The sequence below is a fragment of the Stenotrophomonas sp. YJH_SMC_105-26 genome, from assembly GCF_059368915.1.
In genome coordinates, this window is the sequence record NZ_JCAFSD010000002.1 from 364597 (window position 1) to 380426 (window position 15830).

16 protein-coding genes are annotated in these 15830 nt (G+C 67.3%); 7 read left to right on the forward strand and 9 right to left on the reverse strand.

Translation table 11 applies throughout. The features are described from left to right. Positions 1-32: 32 nt before the first annotated feature. On the forward strand, positions 33-524 hold the full coding sequence (locus AC5P7F_RS08610; protein ID WP_164077454.1) for a transcriptional repressor: 492 nt from the start codon (positions 33-35) through the stop codon (positions 522-524). Between the two features lie 111 nt (positions 525-635). On the opposite strand, the gene AC5P7F_RS08615 is transcribed toward AC5P7F_RS08610, so the two are convergent. From AC5P7F_RS08615 to AC5P7F_RS08635, 5 genes are all read right to left on the reverse strand, one after another. Further along, entirely contained in the window at positions 636-1790 is a 1155-nt protein-coding gene (locus tag AC5P7F_RS08615; RefSeq protein ID WP_014646452.1) for an HlyD family secretion protein, read from the reverse strand. Between the two features lie 8 nt (positions 1791-1798). Then, positions 1799-3472 carry an MFS transporter gene (locus AC5P7F_RS08620; protein WP_032956775.1) on the reverse strand — a complete coding sequence of 558 codons (1674 nt, stop codon included), beginning with the start codon at positions 3470-3472 and terminating at the stop codon, positions 1799-1801. Beyond that, on the reverse strand, positions 3472-4038 hold the full coding sequence (locus AC5P7F_RS08625) for a TetR/AcrR family transcriptional regulator (protein WP_014646454.1): 567 nt from the start codon (positions 4036-4038) through the stop codon (positions 3472-3474). The genes AC5P7F_RS08620 and AC5P7F_RS08625 overlap by 1 nt, the downstream gene beginning before the upstream one ends. Positions 4039-4260: 222 nt before the next feature. Next, positions 4261-4698 carry a hypothetical protein gene (locus AC5P7F_RS08630; RefSeq protein ID WP_164077979.1) on the reverse strand — a complete coding sequence of 146 codons (438 nt, stop codon included), beginning with the start codon at positions 4696-4698 and terminating at the stop codon, positions 4261-4263. 171 nt (positions 4699-4869) lie between these two features. Beyond that, complete coding sequence (locus AC5P7F_RS08635; RefSeq protein WP_164077980.1) at positions 4870-7080, reverse strand: TonB-dependent receptor domain-containing protein; 2211 nt, start codon at positions 7078-7080, stop codon at positions 4870-4872. A 136-nt stretch (positions 7081-7216) separates the two neighbouring features. Here AC5P7F_RS08635 and AC5P7F_RS08640 point away from each other — a divergent pair, with 136 nt between their 5' ends. Both AC5P7F_RS08640 and AC5P7F_RS08645 read left to right on the forward strand, forming a co-directional pair. Next, positions 7217-7630 carry a MerC domain-containing protein gene (locus AC5P7F_RS08640; RefSeq protein WP_008264835.1) on the forward strand — a complete coding sequence of 138 codons (414 nt, stop codon included), beginning with the start codon at positions 7217-7219 and terminating at the stop codon, positions 7628-7630. A gap of 110 nt (positions 7631-7740) precedes the next feature. Further along, positions 7741-7920: a 30S ribosomal protein THX gene (locus AC5P7F_RS08645; RefSeq protein ID WP_004150462.1), complete on the forward strand. Its 180-nt coding sequence runs from the start codon at positions 7741-7743 to the stop codon at positions 7918-7920. A gap of 130 nt (positions 7921-8050) precedes the next feature. On the opposite strand, the gene AC5P7F_RS08650 is transcribed toward AC5P7F_RS08645, so the two are convergent. From AC5P7F_RS08650 to AC5P7F_RS08660, 3 genes are all read right to left on the reverse strand, one after another. Beyond that, positions 8051-9301 carry an alkaline phosphatase family protein gene (locus AC5P7F_RS08650; RefSeq protein ID WP_164077981.1) on the reverse strand — a complete coding sequence of 417 codons (1251 nt, stop codon included), beginning with the start codon at positions 9299-9301 and terminating at the stop codon, positions 8051-8053. 420 nt (positions 9302-9721) lie between these two features. Next, positions 9722-10213: a methylated-DNA--[protein]-cysteine S-methyltransferase gene (locus AC5P7F_RS08655; RefSeq protein WP_005408696.1), complete on the reverse strand. Its 492-nt coding sequence runs from the start codon at positions 10211-10213 to the stop codon at positions 9722-9724. Next, positions 10210-11688, reverse strand: coding sequence for an AlkA N-terminal domain-containing protein (locus tag AC5P7F_RS08660; protein WP_164077982.1), 1479 nt, complete (start codon positions 11686-11688; stop codon positions 10210-10212). The genes AC5P7F_RS08655 and AC5P7F_RS08660 overlap by 4 nt, the downstream gene beginning before the upstream one ends. Before the next feature lie 470 nt (positions 11689-12158). Between AC5P7F_RS08660 and AC5P7F_RS08665 the strand changes: the two genes are divergently transcribed. From AC5P7F_RS08665 to ubiM, 4 genes are all read left to right on the forward strand, one after another. Next, complete coding sequence (locus AC5P7F_RS08665) at positions 12159-13322, forward strand: hypothetical protein (protein WP_164076972.1); 1164 nt, start codon at positions 12159-12161, stop codon at positions 13320-13322. 58 nt (positions 13323-13380) lie between these two features. Next, complete coding sequence (locus tag AC5P7F_RS08670) at positions 13381-13926, forward strand: DUF4019 domain-containing protein (RefSeq protein ID WP_069117380.1); 546 nt, start codon at positions 13381-13383, stop codon at positions 13924-13926. Between the two features lie 11 nt (positions 13927-13937). Then, a complete protein-coding gene (locus AC5P7F_RS08675; protein WP_046429692.1) occupies positions 13938-14327 on the forward strand; it encodes an MAPEG family protein in 390 nt (129 codons plus the stop codon). 79 nt (positions 14328-14406) lie between these two features. Continuing rightward, positions 14407-15585, forward strand: a complete 1179-nt coding sequence (ubiM, locus tag AC5P7F_RS08680; RefSeq protein WP_049407006.1) for a 5-demethoxyubiquinol-8 5-hydroxylase UbiM — start codon at positions 14407-14409, stop codon at positions 15583-15585. Positions 15586-15596: 11 nt separating this feature from the next. Here the strand turns inward: ubiM and AC5P7F_RS08685 are convergent, their stop codons facing one another. Next, the gene (locus tag AC5P7F_RS08685; RefSeq protein WP_014036469.1) at positions 15597-15818 is read right to left on the reverse strand and encodes an RNA-binding S4 domain-containing protein; all 222 of its coding nucleotides are present in this window, start codon (positions 15816-15818) and stop codon (positions 15597-15599) included. Positions 15819-15830: the final 12 nt, after the last annotated feature.

The window sequence follows — 15830 nt, forward strand, 5'->3', positions numbered from 1 at the left end:
CATCCTTGCCAGGCCCGAACCGGAGAACACGCATGCCCGCCAAGACCGCCACTGCCTGTACCGCCCCGCACCACCACGTCCACGACGCATCGGATTTCGTGGCGGTGGTCGAGCGTGTCTCGCGCGAACGCGGGCTGCGCCTGACCCCGATCCGCGCCAACGTGCTGAAGCTGATCGCCGAGGCAGGCAAGCCGGTCAAGGCCTACGAGCTGCTGGAATGGGTGCGCAACGGCAAGGGCGTGGGCGCCGATGCCCCGCCCACCGTGTACCGCGCGCTGGACTTCCTGATGGCCAATGGCTTCGTGCACAAGCTGGAATCGGTCAATGCCTTCGTGGCCTGCCACCATCCCAGCAGTGCCGCGCATTCGGTGCCGTTCCTGATCTGCAACAGCTGCCATAGCGCGGTGGAGCTGGAAGACCGCGAGATCGTCACCCAGCTGGAGAAGCGCGCCAAGGATCTGGGCTTCCAGCCGCAGGCACAGACGCTGGAAGTGCATGGCCTCTGCGCGCGCTGCGCCGGCTAACGCAACGATAGGGCCGGCCGCTGGCCGGCATTTTGGAAACGGGGTCAGATCCCTTTGCCACTGGCAAAGGGATCTGACCCCGTTTCATACCGGTGCGGCAGGGCCTGCGTCCTAGTCCATCGGCTTGGACCGGGTATCCACCCGCACGATCACCGACATGCCGGGCCGCAGCTGCTTTGCCAGCTTCTGATCCCTGTTGATCGATATCCGCACCGGCAGCCGCTGCACCACCTTGGTGAAGTTGCCGCTGGCATTGTCCGGGCGCAGCACGCTGAATTCCGACCCGGTCGCTGGGGCGATCTCCTGCACGCGGCCCCGCAGCACCTGGCCCTGGAACGCGTCCACCGAGAACGTCGCCGGTTGGCCGACCGCCATGCCCCAGGTCTGGCCTTCCTTGTAGTTGGCCACCACCCACAGCGTGTCAGGTACCAGGAACAGCAGCTGCGAACCGGCAGCGACGTACTGGCCCACGCGTACGCTGGCTTCGCTGATCTGGCCGTCGCGTGGTGCGTGGATCACCGTGTTGGCCAGGTCGATGCGGGCCAGTTCCAGCTGCGCCTGCGCGCTTTCCACCTGCGCTTCCAGGCTCTTGCGCGCGACCTGGGTCGACACCAGCGTTTCCTCGGCGATGCGGATCTGCGCCTGCGACTGCTGCACGCTGGCCTGTGCCGACGCCTGGGTGGTGCGGAACTTGTCGCGGTCGTTGATGGACACCAGCTGCTGCGCCGCCAGTTCCTCGTAGCGTTTCAATTCATTGCGCGAACGCTGCAGTTCGGCCTGGCCAGCCGACAGCGTGGCGCGGGCGGAGGCAATCTGTGCGCGGTTCTGCGCCTGTGACTGGTCCGAGTTGGCCAGCGCCGCGCGCGCGCTGTCCAGCGTCGCCTGCGCCTGGGCCACGCGCTGCGCATAGATGCGGTCATCGATGCGCAGCAGCGGCTCGCCCTGCTTCACATGCTGGAAATCCTTCACCAGCACTTCGGTCACATAGCCGTTGACCTGCGGCGCCATCACCGTGATCTGGCCGCGTACATAGGCGTTGTCGGTCACCATCACGCTGCTGGTGAACGGCCACAGGTGCCAGGCGCGCAGGATCAGCGCAATGCCCAGCAAGGCCACTACCACCATCACCACCACGCTGCGGGCGCTGGGCTTGAGGTACTTCGGCGCGACCGCAGGTTCTACCGGCGTGGCCGCGGGCGCCGCGTCGGTCGGCGGCGGTGGGGTGACGTTGTCGGTGTCGTCGGGGCGGGGCGGGACGGGAGGCATGGGAGGACTCAACGGGACGCGGCCGGCGTGGACGCGGTGGAAAGGGCGGGGTGGCGCTTGCGCCATTGCTTGAGCACGGCGGTGCGCAGCGACAGCAGCAGCAACCAGCACAGGAAGCCGATCGCCAGCCAGCCGCTCAGCGTGAACACGTCATTGAAGCCACGCACGTTGGCTTCGCGGCGCGTGGTCTGCGCCAGCTGCGCGCTGCCCTGCGCACTGCGCAGCACCGGGTCGGTGATTTGCGCAGCGTACAGCTGCTGCTGGATGCGCAGCCGTTGCGCGACCACCGGATCGGCCGGATCGAGCTGGCTGGTCAGCGCGCTGGAATACAGCTGCTCGCGATGCAGCTGGAAGGTCCCCAGCACCGCCGAACCTGCCAGGCCACCCAGGGTCTGCGTGATCGACAGCGTCACCAGGAAGGTGATCATGTGGTCGACGCCCTGTTTCAACGCGGCGGAGATGCCGAGCATGATCAGCGGGCCCATGAACATGCCGGCACCGACCGAGGCCAGGAACTGGCTGGCGTAGAAGTCGTGCGGCCGGTCCAGGCTGGTGCGGTGCTGGTCGAAGAACGCGGCGGCGCCCAGCAGCAGGATCGCCATCAGCAGCTGCGCGATCAGCCGCTTCGGTCCGAAGGTGAGCGAGGCGCCGGCGATGCCGACGATCACCCCGGCCAGGATCACTACGAACAACGGCCGCATCTGGTCAGGCCCCATGCCCAGCGTGCGCATCAGGTTGACCACGCCGTAGGACTGCTCGGTAGTCAGGAAGCGGATCAGGAACGCGCCGACGATGAAGTGCAGCACCGGCAGCTTCGACAGCCAGCGGATCTGCAGCAGCGGATTGCGCCGGTAGTGTTCGATGATGAAGGCGGTGGTGGACAGCACGATCGAGGCGACCAGCGCCCAGCCCAGCCATGGGGTGTTGAGCCACCAGCGCGTGTAGCCCTGCGCCAGTACGATCACCAGCAGCGCGACCGCCGGCGCGAGCAGGGCGAAAGTGAGGAAGTCCAATGGCTCGAACGCCTTTACCTGGATGCCCGGCGGCAGCTTCAGCACCACCACTGCCGCGAACGCGCACAGGGCCAGGCCGGCTTCGAAGGAGTACAGCTGGTGCCATTGGCCGGTATCGACCAGGCCTGGTGAAACGATCCAGGCGATCGGCACCGCCAGCTGCGACAGGCCGACACCGACCACCAGCAGATTGCCGGTGAATCGGCGCGGCAGCGCCTGCAGCATGTACAGCGTGCCCAGCGTCGAACAGGCCGCACCCGCGAAGCCGCTGGCGGCTCGGGTCAGCATCGTGGTCTCGAAGCTGCCGACGAACAGGTGCAGCACCGCCAGCGCCGCATACAGGCCCAGGCCGATCTCGGCGAACAGGCGGATGCCGTACTGCTGGCGGAACTTGAAGGCCAGCAGGTTGGCGGTGACATTCACCATCGCATACGCGGCCACCAGCCAGCTGCCCTGGGTCGGAGTGAGCGCCAGCTGGCCCTGCAGGAACGGCAGGTTGGCGGTGACCAGCGCATTGCCGAGGCCGCCGGTGATCGCCACCAGCAACGATACCAGCGCATAGGCCGCGCGCCGGTACGGCGGGTGCCAGGGCATCGACGCCGAGCCGGGCATGGTCGGCTTCTCATGCTCCTCCCAATCCGGAACCGGCTTGAGATACGGCTGGACCATCAACGGGCCTCGCTGGCAGCTCCCTGGAGACCCCCACGCAGCAGCTGCAGGGCACGCCCGGCCAACTGGGCGCGCTCGTCGCGGGTCTTGCCGCGCAGGGCCGCACCCAGCATGCCCGAGATCAGTGAAATATCCGTCTTTTCCAGGTCGTCACGGCACAGCCCGGCGGCCTTGGCGCGCGCGATCGGTTCCTCCAGCAGGTCGCGCACGGTCTCGCGCGCGGCGCGCATGGACGGCACGTCCGAATCAACCGCACGCCAGTAATCGGCCAGTGCCGGCGAATCGATGATGCGCTGGGCCATGCCCTCGAACACCTCGAACAGGGCGTCATCGCGGTCACCGAGCTGTTCGACCTGGCGCCGGATGCGGTCGACCGTGCGCTGCAGCAGCGCCTGGATCAGCGCGGTGCGGTCGGGGAAGTTGCGGTACAGGGTGGCGCGGCCCACCTGGGCGCGTTCGACCACCAGATCCAGCGGGGCGGTGACGCCATGTTGGCCGAAGACATGATCGGCGGCGTCGAGGATGAGGGCACGGCGGGCAGCAGCATCGGCACGTTGAGCGGTCATGGAATCATTTTCGGACAAAAATGTCCGATTGGCGAGACTTTGAGTGACGGGATTGTCCGCTTGTTGTCGTACGCACATCTTTGTGACGGATACGTGATGGTCGGAATCTGAACGAAAACCGGGGGCCCGAAGGCCCCCGCTGGAGTTGCTGTAGATCCACGCCATGCGTGGATGGAAAAGCTTGGAGCCGGAACGGATGCGGCTAGCCGGTGGCTGATCCGCTCATCCGGCCTTCTTCCGGCTCTTGATGAAATCAATGAACTCCTTCCTATGGCCCTCAAAGACACGACGGCCGTACTTCCGGTAGTGCGGTTCAAATAGTGTGTAGGCCCCATCCAGGTCTCCGGACTCGAACTGGATGGTGGCTGCGAGTTCGTCCATGGACACGCTCGCAGCTTCGCCTTCTCCATAGATGTCTCTGGCGACCATCGCCCACTTTCTGGCCTTCTCAAACTGGGCCGTATCGCGATAGAAGACAGCTATTCCATACGATGTAATCTGGCCGTAGTCATAAGCAGATTTCGGCTCCGGAATCATGTCCCAGCTCTCAAGGAAGCGATGCTCTGCCTCCGCAGTATCGCCGGCCAGCCAAGCGGTTCTCCCGCGCTTGGCGATTGCAAGGAAGCGTTCTTCCAGTTCGGCATCGAGACTCATGGCCATGCAGGTGTTTCCGCTCAGTTTGTCTAGTGAATTGACGCCTGATTGAGTCTAGTGGCGCAGCGGATGGTTACGCGGAGGCATGGTGCCACTTTCACCAATCCATGCCATATACGACAAAAAAAGGGGGCCTTTCGGCCCCCCTCAGATTAATGTTCCGACGGCGTAAGCCGATCAGAAGAACGCGCGGATGCCGAATGCGACACCACGGCCTGGCAGCGGCGAGTAGTCGCGCAGCAGCGAGGTATGCGGGCGCACTTCGCGGTTGGTCAGGTTGCTGCCATCCAGGAACACCTCGTAGCTGTTGCCCGCGTTGCGATCCCAGCGGTAGGCCAGGTGCGCGTCGACCAGCGTGTAGCCGTCGCTCGGGGCTTCGTTCTGGGCAACGTCCTTCTGGCGGCTGTAACGCACCGCACCGACCGAGGCGCGCCAGCCGTCCTTCGACCAGCGCAGGTCGGCACCCACGCGGGCCGGGGCGATACGCGGCAGGTAGCCGGTGTTGGCCAGCTCCACGTTGTAATTGTGGTTGTGGTCGCCGTGCGGCACGGCGATGTCGAGGTTGCGGCTGCCGCTGCCATCCAGCTTGGCCTTCACATAGTCACCGAACAGGCGCAGATCCCAGTCACCGGCGCCACCCTCGAACAGGTGCACCAGCGCTTCGGCCTCGGCGCCGCGGAACACCGCGTCCTGCTGGGTCCAGGCGCGGACCGGCAGGCCTTCGGTAACACCGGTGTCGGCGAGGTAGATGAAGTCCTTGAACTTCGTCTGGTAGACCGACGCGGAGAAGTCCAGGCGATCGCTGTGGGTATGGATGCCCAGTTCGACGCGCTGGCCGCGCTCGGTTTTCAGGTTGGCGTCGCCGATCTCCAGCGAGCGGGTGGCGATGTGCGCGCCGGCGGCGTACAGCTCTTCGTTGGTGGGTGCACGCTCTGAGCTGTCCACGCCGATGCGCAGGTCAACGGCATCGTTGAGCTTCCAGATACCGGCGGCAGACAGGTTGGTGGCACCGAACGTGCGGCGACGGTAGTCACCGGTCGGGTCCAGCTTGACCTGGTCGTGGCGGCCACCCAGTTCCAGCTTGAACGGGCCGAACTGCTTTTCCTGCAGCACGAACAGGCCGATGTTCCTGGTGCCGGTATCCGGTACGAACGCCTCTTCGCCCTTGGCGCCGAAATCGCTGTTGCCGAACTGCAGGCCGAACGCGCCGTCCCAGCCGCCGATCTGCTGCTGCACGGCTTCCAGGCGCGCTTCGATACCACGGTTGGTGAAGCGCGTCGACGGCGTGCCGGCCTCCAGCTCCACGTGCTCGTAGTCGGTGTAAGCCACGCGTGCGTTGATGTTCTTCAGGAACGCGACCGGGTTGTAGATGCCGGCCTTGGTCTCGAAGCGGTTCTGCACCATGTCGATGCGCACGTCATGCTCGTCGCCGCCTTCCTCTTCATCGCCGTGGTCGTGACCGTGGTCATGGCCATGGTCATCACCATCGGCATGCACGTGCGCGCCGTTGGGAATGCCGTAGTTGGTGCGATAGGTGCTGGCCGACACACCGAAGTAACCACCGTCGCCCAGCCACGTTGCGCCGACGCCGCCGGCGCGGGTGCGGATCGAACTGTTGTCCAGGCGGCCGCGGCGCGGTTCTTCGCCCTCGGCTGCATCGTGATCATGGTCGTGATCGTGGTCATGGTGGTCTTCAAGGCTGTCGATCACCGCGTAGCCGGGAATGCGGTAGTCGTCGCCATTGCGCACCAGGCCATCCACGTGCAGCACGACATTGCCGCTGACACCATCGAGGCGGAACATGCCGCTGCGCTCATTGTTCACCGAGTTGCCGCGCAGCTCGGCGCGACCGCTGAGCGGGCGCTCCGGCAGTTCGCGCGCGATGCGGCCATCCACCACATTGACCGCACCACCGATGGCGCCGCTGCCGAACAGCAGCGTGGCCGGACCCTTCAGCACTTCGATCTGGTCGGCCAGGAACGGCTCGATGCTGGTGGCATGGTCGGCGCTGACCGTGGAGGCGTCCATGTTGCCCATGCCGTTGGACAGCACGGCAACGCGCGGGCCTTCCTGGCCGCGGATGATCGGGCGGCCGACGCCGGGGCCGAAGAAGGTGCTCTGTACGCCCGGCAGCTTGGCCACGGTATCGCCCAGGGTGCCGGCCTTCTGCTCGTCCAGGCGCTCACCGGCCAGCACGTCCACCGGGCGCGCCAGGGATTCGGCATCGCCCTGCAGCGGCGACGCGGTGACCTGTACCGAGGAGAGTTCGGTCAGGTGGCGGTCACGGTGGGAGGTGTCCTGGCCGGCTGCAAAGGCGACGGACGGCAACAGGGCGGCGAGGGCCAGGGCCAGGGAATGCGGCTTGAGCCGAGGGGTGTGGGCGGGCATGGGCAGGTCCTTTGTTACAATGTATCAATCGCAGGGCGCACGAATCCCGTCGAGGGGACAGGGGGAGGGAAAACCGTGCGGTTCGGAGAGGGATGTTATATTATTCCATAACGATTCGCCGACCCTGCTGGAAGTCATGTCCCTGTCCTCACGCCTGCGCCACCTGCTCGACCGTTTCGGTGCCACTGGTTCGATGCTGTGCGCAGTGCATTGCGCGGTGATCCCCGTGCTGCTGGCGGCGGCGCCGTCGCTGGGCCTGTCGTTCTGGCTGAGCGATGGCGTGGAACAGGCGCTGGTGGTGTTCGTGACCCTGCTCGGGCTGTTCAGCCTGGTCTGGGGCTATCGCCGCCACGGTGCGCTGCGTGCGCTCGGCTTCCTGATCCCCGGCCTGGTCGCGCTGTGGGCCGGCGTGCTGTACGACCCGCTGCACCACAATGCGGTGCCGCATGCGGTGGTGATGACCATCGGCGGCCTGCTGGTGGGCGTTGCCCACCTGGTCAACCTGCGCCTCAACCACGGCCACGTGCACGACGCAAGCTGCGCGCACTAGGCACGCCGTGATAGGATTTCCGATCGTGCGCGGGGGCGCCCAGCAAGGCGGCCCCGCCGAACCCGTGTCAGTACGGGGTAACCAGATTTCACACTTGAGGAGTTGAAGACATGGGTAAGGGTGACCGCAAGACCGCCAAGGGCAAGCGCTACAACGCCAGCTACGGCAACGCCCGTTCGCACACCGCGAGCAAGGTCGCCGTAGGCGCCGCCGCCCCGGTTGCCAAGAAGACCGTGGCCAAGGCTCCGGCGAAGAAGGCCGTGGCGAAGAAGGCCGTCGCCAAGGCCTGATCAGGCCGACCGACCGGTCCAAGGAAAACGCGGCGCCTGGCGCCGCGTTTTTTTATGCGCGTTCCTGCAGGGCCGAGCCCATGTTCGGCTGGCGTAATGCAGCCGAGCATGGGCTCGCTCTACAGGGAATTCAGCGCAGGGTCTGCTTCAGCGTTTCCGGATTGCCATCGTTCGGCGCGGCCGGCACCTGCAGCAGGTGGGCCAGCAGCGGGTAGACGTCGACATTGTCGAAGCCGTCGATCACCAGGCCCTGGCGGAACGACGGGCCGCTGGCCACGAACACCGCACGCATCGACGGCAGGGCATTGTCGTAGCCGTGCGAGCCACGGTCCTGCTTCGCGCGCTTGGCGATCTTCTCGCGGTGCAGCGCGTCCCAGCCTTCATCCATCGCACAGACGATGGCCGGAACCCGCGGATGCGTGCCGTAGTGCCAGCGCGCCGGCAGGTTCTCCTTCTTCCAGCACTCGTAGTGCGCATGGCGGCCGAGCAGGGCGCGTTCGGCCTCAGCCTCACGACCGGCCACTGGCGCGAAGCCCACCGACTGGCCCTGGCTGACGTTGCGCGCGATGGACGGGTCGGCCATCGATTCGGTGGCGATCACGTGGCCGTCGGCGACGCCGGCCATGCCGTGGTCGGACACCACGATCACATTGGTGGTGGCGGCCAGGCCGCGCTGCTGCAGGCCGTCGAGCACCTGGCCGACGATCAGGTCGGCGCGTGCGATGGCGTCGGCGTACTGCTTCGACCCGGGGCCGTAGTTGTGCCCGGCCTTGTCCACGTGCTCCATGTACAGCGTGGTCAGTCGCGGGGCATCGGCGTCGGTCTGTGCCAGCCAGTCGAGCACGATACCGGCACGCTGCTCCAGCGGTTCCTTGCCGTCGTAGATGCGCCACTGGCTGGGGCGCACACCACGGATTTCCGATTCACTGCCCGGCCACGACGTCGTGGCGGTGCGCACGCCGGCGTTCTCGGCGCCGACCCAGATCGGTTCACCGCCCCACCAGGCACTGGTGGTGACGGCCTCGCGGTTGCTCAGCTCGAAACGGCCCAGCGCTTCATCGTCCATGCTGTTGTTGACGATGCCATGGTGGTCCGGGCGCAGGCCGGTGACGATGGTGTAGTGGTTGGGAAACGTCAGGGAAGGATAGGACGGTGTCATCCAGCGGGCGCGCACGCCGCCGTCGATCATCCGCTGCAGGTTCGGGGTCAGCCCGCGGTCCAGCGCATCGGCGCGCAGGCCGTCGATGGAGATCAGCAGCAGCTTCGGCGGTGCGGCCGATGCGACGGACGTGGGAACGGAGGCGGTAGGGGCAGGCGCAGTGGTGCAGGCAGCCAATGGCAGCAGCAGCGCCAGCGAACAGGTCAGGCGTACGGAAGTCATCCGTGCATGATAAGCCGGTGCAATTACCGGCCCAAGACACGACGCGCTACCGCGTGCCGTGTCCGCGCATTTTTCCTTATCCCCGCGCCTGTCGGCGCGCCCCCTTCAACAAGAAGGAGGCTTTTCTCCAGACATATTCCAGGTGCCTCCATCCACGCATCGCGTGGATCTACCGTGTCGGCCCAGGTCGACACCTACCAACAGTTGCGCAGTGCACCACCCCGACAGATCGCAGGAATCAGTCGAAGGCGGGGTGGGTCCGGTTGCAGGGGCGTGAGCGCCATGGATGGCGCGACCGAGCTTACAGGGACGTACTTGCAGCGTCCCCTGCAACCGGACCCACCCTGCCTCCCGGCAGGAAGCCCGCTGTTGCTGTTGCTCTAGCCTTTGCGGGTGCCGGGCGCAGCCCGGCCGGCCCTCTCAGGCGAACAGCGGGGCCTGGCGTTGTTCCAGCCGCAGCAGCGCGGCCTTGGTTTCCAGGCCACCACCGAAGCCGGTCAGCGCGCCGTTGCTGCCGATCACGCGGTGGCAGGGCAGGATGATCGGCAACGGGTTGCGCCCGTTGGCCGCGCCCACCGCGCGGGTCGCGCTGGGCTGTCCCAGGTGTTGCGCCAGCTGCAGGTAGCTCCAGGTCTGGCCGAACGGAATCAGCGCCAGCGCCTGCCACACGCGCAGCTGGAACGGCGTACCACGCGGCGCCAGCACAAGGTCGAAGCTGTTGCGCTCGCCGTGCAGGAACTGCAGCAGCTGCTCGCGTGCTTCCGGCAAGGCATCCGGTGCGTAATGCCAGTCATCACGCCCGCGCGCGGGGTGGCGGTTCTCCGGGAACAGCACGTGTGACAGGCCACGCTCGTCGCCGGCGATGGTCAACACGCCGATCGGGCTGTCGAAACGATCGAACAACAGTGTCATGTCGGTTCTCCAACGAATGTGCCGGGCAGGTGCCACAGGTGCAGCACGGCGTAGGCGCGCCAGGGACGCCACGGTTGCGAGCGCGCTTCGGTTGCGCGTTCGCTCAGGCGCTGGCCCTGCGCGTGGCCGAGGACCTGCTGCAGTACAAGATCGCCGGCCGGGAAGGCATCGGGCTGGCCGAGGCCACGCAAAGCGATGTACTGCGCGGTCCACGGGCCGATGCCGGGCAGTGCCACGCAGCGGGCAACAAACTCTTCCAGCGCCTGGCCGGGCCCGAAGTCGAGCTGGCCGCTGGCGCAGGCGGTGGCCAGTGCACGCACGGTCGCGGCGCGGCTGCGCGGCAGGCCGATTGATTCCAGAGGCGCCTCGGCCAATACCTCGGGTGCCGGGAACTGGCGATCAAAGTCGGACGACATGCCCGGCAGGTGCGCGCCATAGGCATCGACCAGCCGCCGCGCGAAGGTGGTGGCGGCGGCAACAGTAACCTGCTGGCCGAGCACGGCGCGCACGCCCACTTCGAAGCCATCCCAGCCGCCGGGCACGCGCAGCCCGGGGCGTTCGGCGATACCGCGCGCCAGCAAGGGTTCCTCGCCCAATGCGGCGTGCACCTGCTGCAGGTCGGCATCCAGATCAAACACGCGACGCACGCGGCGCACGATGTCCGGGATCAGGCGCGGATCCACCGCACCCAGCTGCAGGCGCAGCTCCGGGCGCTTCGGGTCGGCAGTGACGCGCAGCAGGGTGGGGCGCTCCGGCGTGCCCAGCACGCGCTGGTAGCTGTCCTCGCCAATCAGTTCGATGCCGGGCAGGCTGCGCTTGCGCAGGAACGCCAGCATGCGCGGGAAGTCCAGCGGCGGACGGTAGCCCAGGCGCAACACCAGGCCGCCATCGTCGGCGGCCAGCGGTTGATGCTGGCGGCGCAGTGCGGTGGGGGCCATGCCGCAGCCCTGCAGGAATGCGGTATTGAAGCGGCGCAGGCTGTTGTATCCGGCGGCCAGTGCGACGTCGGTCACCGCCAGCGTGGTCTCGGTCAGCAGTTGCTTGGCCAGCAGCAGGCGATGGGTGGCGTGGATCTGCCCGGGCGTCGCGCCCAGGCGTTCGACGAACAGGCGCTGCAGCTGGCGCGCGCTGAGGCCGAGCTTCGTAGCAAGATCGGCCACCGGCTGCTCCTGCAGGAAGCCGCCGTGGATCAGGGCCAGGGCGCGCTGTACGGTCTGCCCGGCCAGTGCCTGCTGGGCCTGTGGTGCCAGCTCCGGGCGGCAGCGCAGGCACGGGCGATAGCCGGCGGCGGCGGCAGCAGCGGCGGTCGGGTAGTAGGTGATGTTGCGCGGCTTCGGGGGCGGTGCGGGGCAGACCGGGCGGCAATAGATGCCGGTGCTGCGCACGGCGGTGAAGAACACGCCGTCGAAACGTGCGTCGCGGGCCAGGCGGGCGCGGTCGCAGGCGGCGGTGTCGAGGGCGAGGGCGGTGTCCATGGCGGCAGTCTAGGCGGGTGCGGGCGGGGATACTCGCCACATTCGGACATGGATGCTGAAGGGGGTCACGCCGGGCTGCGCCCGGACCCGCGGTAGTGCCGGCCGCTGGCCGGCAACAGCAACAGCAGAAGCGGGATTCCTGTGGGATGGCGTGGTGGGTCCGGTGGCAGGGGACGCCATGAACCCCCAGACCGGCCCAGCCGCTGGCGGCTGTGCGTTCGGGCGCTTGCGAAGCAGTGCTTCGCAAGCAAAGCGCCCTCACCCCTGGGGACTTGGTCGCGGCATCCATGCCGCTCGCACCCCTGCCACCGGACCCACCACGCCTTCGACAGGTTCCTGAGGCCGTTGGTAGGTGCCGACCTTGGTCGACACGCTTTCCCAAGGGTCAGAAGGGGTTCAGTGCCACGCGCTGAATGCGCGGCCTGGACGGGTAGACTGTGGCTCTTGGTCCCATGAATCCCGGTTGCCCGATGTCCGCCAAATTCCGCTGGTTGCCCCTGTTGTGCCTGGCCCTGGCGGGCTGCAGTCAGCTGGAGAATCCGGGCAACGTGACCGCTGCCGACAAGGCAGCGCGGGCGCCGGCCAGTGATGGCGAGAACATGGTTTCGATCAATGCCGCCGACGCGCCACCGGCACCGGCACCACCGCGCAGCCAGGCGGGTCGGCCGTGGCCGCAGGCGCAGCTGGAAAATGGGCGTGCGTGGGTCAGTTGCAGCACGGAATATGCGGGCGATGCCGGCGACGGTGCCGAACTGGAAGGGCTGCAGCGCGAGCAGATCACCCAGGCCCTGGCGCCGTGTGCCGAGCGTGGGCTGATGCGCGTGCGTTACGCCGGCAAGATCAATCCGGGCTTCGCCGAAATGATGTGGCGGTTGGCGGTGGTCGCTGACGAACTGAAGATCCACAAGCGCATCCTCGACCTGGACTCCAGTGGTGGCCAGGTGGAGTCGGCGATCGTGGCCGGTGACAGCATCGGTGAATCGGGCTGGACCATCTGGGTGCGCGAAGGCTCCATCTGCCACAGCGCCTGCGTGTTCGTGCTGGCTGCCGGTGACAACCGCCTGCTGTCGGGCAAGGTCGGCATCCACCGCATGATGCGGATCAGCTCCAAGGCCACCTCGCGCGCCGAGCTCAACCGCGAGCTGCACGAAGTCTACGACAACGTGAAGGATTACCTGCAGCGCAATGGCGTGGCGGTGGGCGTGGCCGATCTGATGATGACCGTGCCCAATCGCAGCCTGCGCCTGCTGGCGCCGGATGAGCTGCGCCAGTACGGCCTGGATGGCACCAACGCGGTGCAGGACGATCTGGAACGGATCAAGCAGATGCGCGCCTGCGGCGATGACTTCGTGCAGCGCAAGGACGCGTTCCTGATCGCCTTCGACCAGCAGTGCAAGCGCGACGGCGCCGACATGGAATCGATCAACAGCTGCGGCCAGGCCCTGAAGCAGCGCTTCGGTTTCCCGGATGCGGTATGCCCGGACGAAAGCCCGCTGTCGGAGATCGATGTGGCGACGCTGCCACCGGCACCGTCGGAGCCGCCGCCGGTGGCCGAGCAGCCGCCAGCGAACACCGCCGCGCCCGCCGCGCAAGCTGATGCGGCAGCGGTGGAGGGCAACGCTCCGGCACGCTGACGGCGTAGTCACCGCGCTGGCGTAGACTGCGGTTCTCTCCAGAAAACCGGCGGTGTCCATGAAGCGCGCGTTCCTGCTGCTGTCCCTGCTGCCCCTGACCGTGTTGGCGCAGGCCCCTGCGCCGGCCACGCCTGCACCGGCCCCGGCACGCCCGGCACCAGCCTCGCCGGCAGCTGCGAAGCCCGCTACCGCCGGTTCCCCTGCGTTGACCGCTGCTCAACAGGCGCAGGTGCAGAAACAGGACGCGGAAATGGGCGCCGCCGCAGTGAAGGCAGCGCAACTGGTCGACGCCAACCGCGCCGGCGAATTGTGGGATGGCGCTTCGGCCGTCGCGCGTCGTGCGGTGCCGAAGGCCGCCTTCGTCAGCCAGTTGGCCGCCGAGCGCACGCGCCTGGGTGCGCTGGCCGGGCGTGGCCAGCCGACCATCACCCGGGTCAAGTACAGCGCCGGTGCAGCAGTGCCGGAAGGGCTGTACATCAACGTCAGCTTCCCGACCCGTTTCGCCAACAGCGCACAGCCGGTGCGCGAGCTGGTCTCGTTCCGTTTCGACGAGGACCAGGTGTGGCGCCTGGCCGGTTACAGCCTGCGCGCGTCGGCACCCTGAGGAGGTGAATGATGGCAACTGAACTGACGATGCTGGCCTGGTCGGTACTGCTGGGCTTCGTGTACATCTTCGCCACCTCCACGGTGGTCACCCGCGAGCGCGGGATGAAGTGGAATGCTTCGGCACGCGATGGCGATGCAAAGCCGCTCAGCCCGCTGGCCGGCCGCCTGCAGCGCGCGCAGGCCAATTTCCTGGAGACGTTCCCGTTCTTCGCCGCCGCCGCCATCGCAGTGGTCGTGGCCGGTCGCGGCAACGACACCACTGCACTGGCGGCGCAGGCCTACTTCTGGGCGCGTGTGGTCTATCTGCCCCTGTACGCCGCAGGCGTGCCCTACGTGCGCAGCCTGGTGTGGCTGGTGTCGCTGCTATCGATCCTGGCGCTGGTGTTCGCACTTCTGTAAGTCGGCCTGATCCAGATCAAGGCCGCTCAGGCGCGCGGCGCTATGCTGGCGCGGACTGGATCAACGGCAGGAGGCGCGCATGCGCAGGATGGACGTGGTGGTGGTCGGCGCCGGACCGGCAGGTCTGTGCTTCGCGCGCGCGCTGGCCGGCAGCGGGCTGCAGGTCGGGCTGGTCGAAGTGCAGCCGCGCCAGGCGCTGGCCGAGGCCGCCTTTGATGGCCGTGAGATCGCGTTGACCCATGCCTCGCGGCAGAGCATGGAGCAGCTGGGGCTGTGGCAGCGCCTGCCGCACGCTGAAATTGCTGATCTGCGCGATGCCAGGGTGATGAACGGCGGCTCGCCGTTCGCGCTGACCTTCGCCAGCAGCCAGGTCGACGGCCAGCCGCTGGGCTGGCTGGTACCCAACCATCTGATCCGTCGCGCCGCGTGGGATGCCGTGCAGGGCCAGGACGGCCTGGAGCTGTTCGACGGGCGCAAGGTGCTGGGCGTGCAGGCCGATGCGCAGGGCCACGTGGTCAAACTCGATGACGGCAGCCAACTGCATGCGCGGCTGCTGGTGGCCGCTGACAGCCGCTTCTCCGCCACCCGCCGCATGCTCGGCATCGGTGCGCAGATGCGCGACTTCGGCAAGTCGATGCTGGTGTGCCGCATGCAGGTCGAGCGCGACCATCACCACACCGCCTGGGAGTGGTTCGGCTACGGCCGCACGATGGCGCTGCTGCCGCTCAACGAGGGCCAGGCATCGGCGGTGATCACGCTGCCGCCGCGGCAGATCGAGGCGCTGCTGGCGATGGACGAGGTAGCCTTCGGTGAGGCCATCAGTGCCTGCTTCGAACACCGCCTGGGCCGGATGCAGCCGGTGGCCACGCCGCAGGCGTATCCGCTGGTGGGTGTGTACGCGGATCGCTTCGTCGGCGAGCGTTCTGCGCTGATCGGTGATGCCGCGGTGGGCATGCATCCGGTCACCGCGCATGGCTTCAACCTGGGCCTGGCCAGCGCACAGCGGTTGGCGCAGGGCATCGTCGCGCAGCAGCGCCGTGGTGCCGACATTGCCGCCGCCGGCATGCTGGCCAGTTACCAGCGTGGTCATCGGCTGGCGTCGCGGCCGCTGTACGAGGCCACCAATGCGATCGCCAGCCTGTACACCGACGACCGTCGCCCGGCGCGCCTGCTGCGTGCGGCCGGCCTGCGCCTGGCGCAGGGCGTGGCACCGTTCAGGCAGCTGATTGCCTCGCACCTGACCCAGCGCGTGGCCTGAACAGCTTCAGATCAGCCTGCAGCCAGCACCCGGATCTGGCTGTCGGCGAATTCGACCACCTGGCCTGCGCGGATCTTGCAGGCCTTGCGCAGTTCCACTTCGCCGTCGACCCGTACCTGGCCCTCGCTGATGACCATCTTGGCCTCGCCGCCACTGGTGACCAGATCGGCCAGCTTGAGCAGCTGCTTGAGTTCGACGTAGTCACCGTCGAGGTCGAATTCGAGAATCTGCATGGAGCGGGGTTC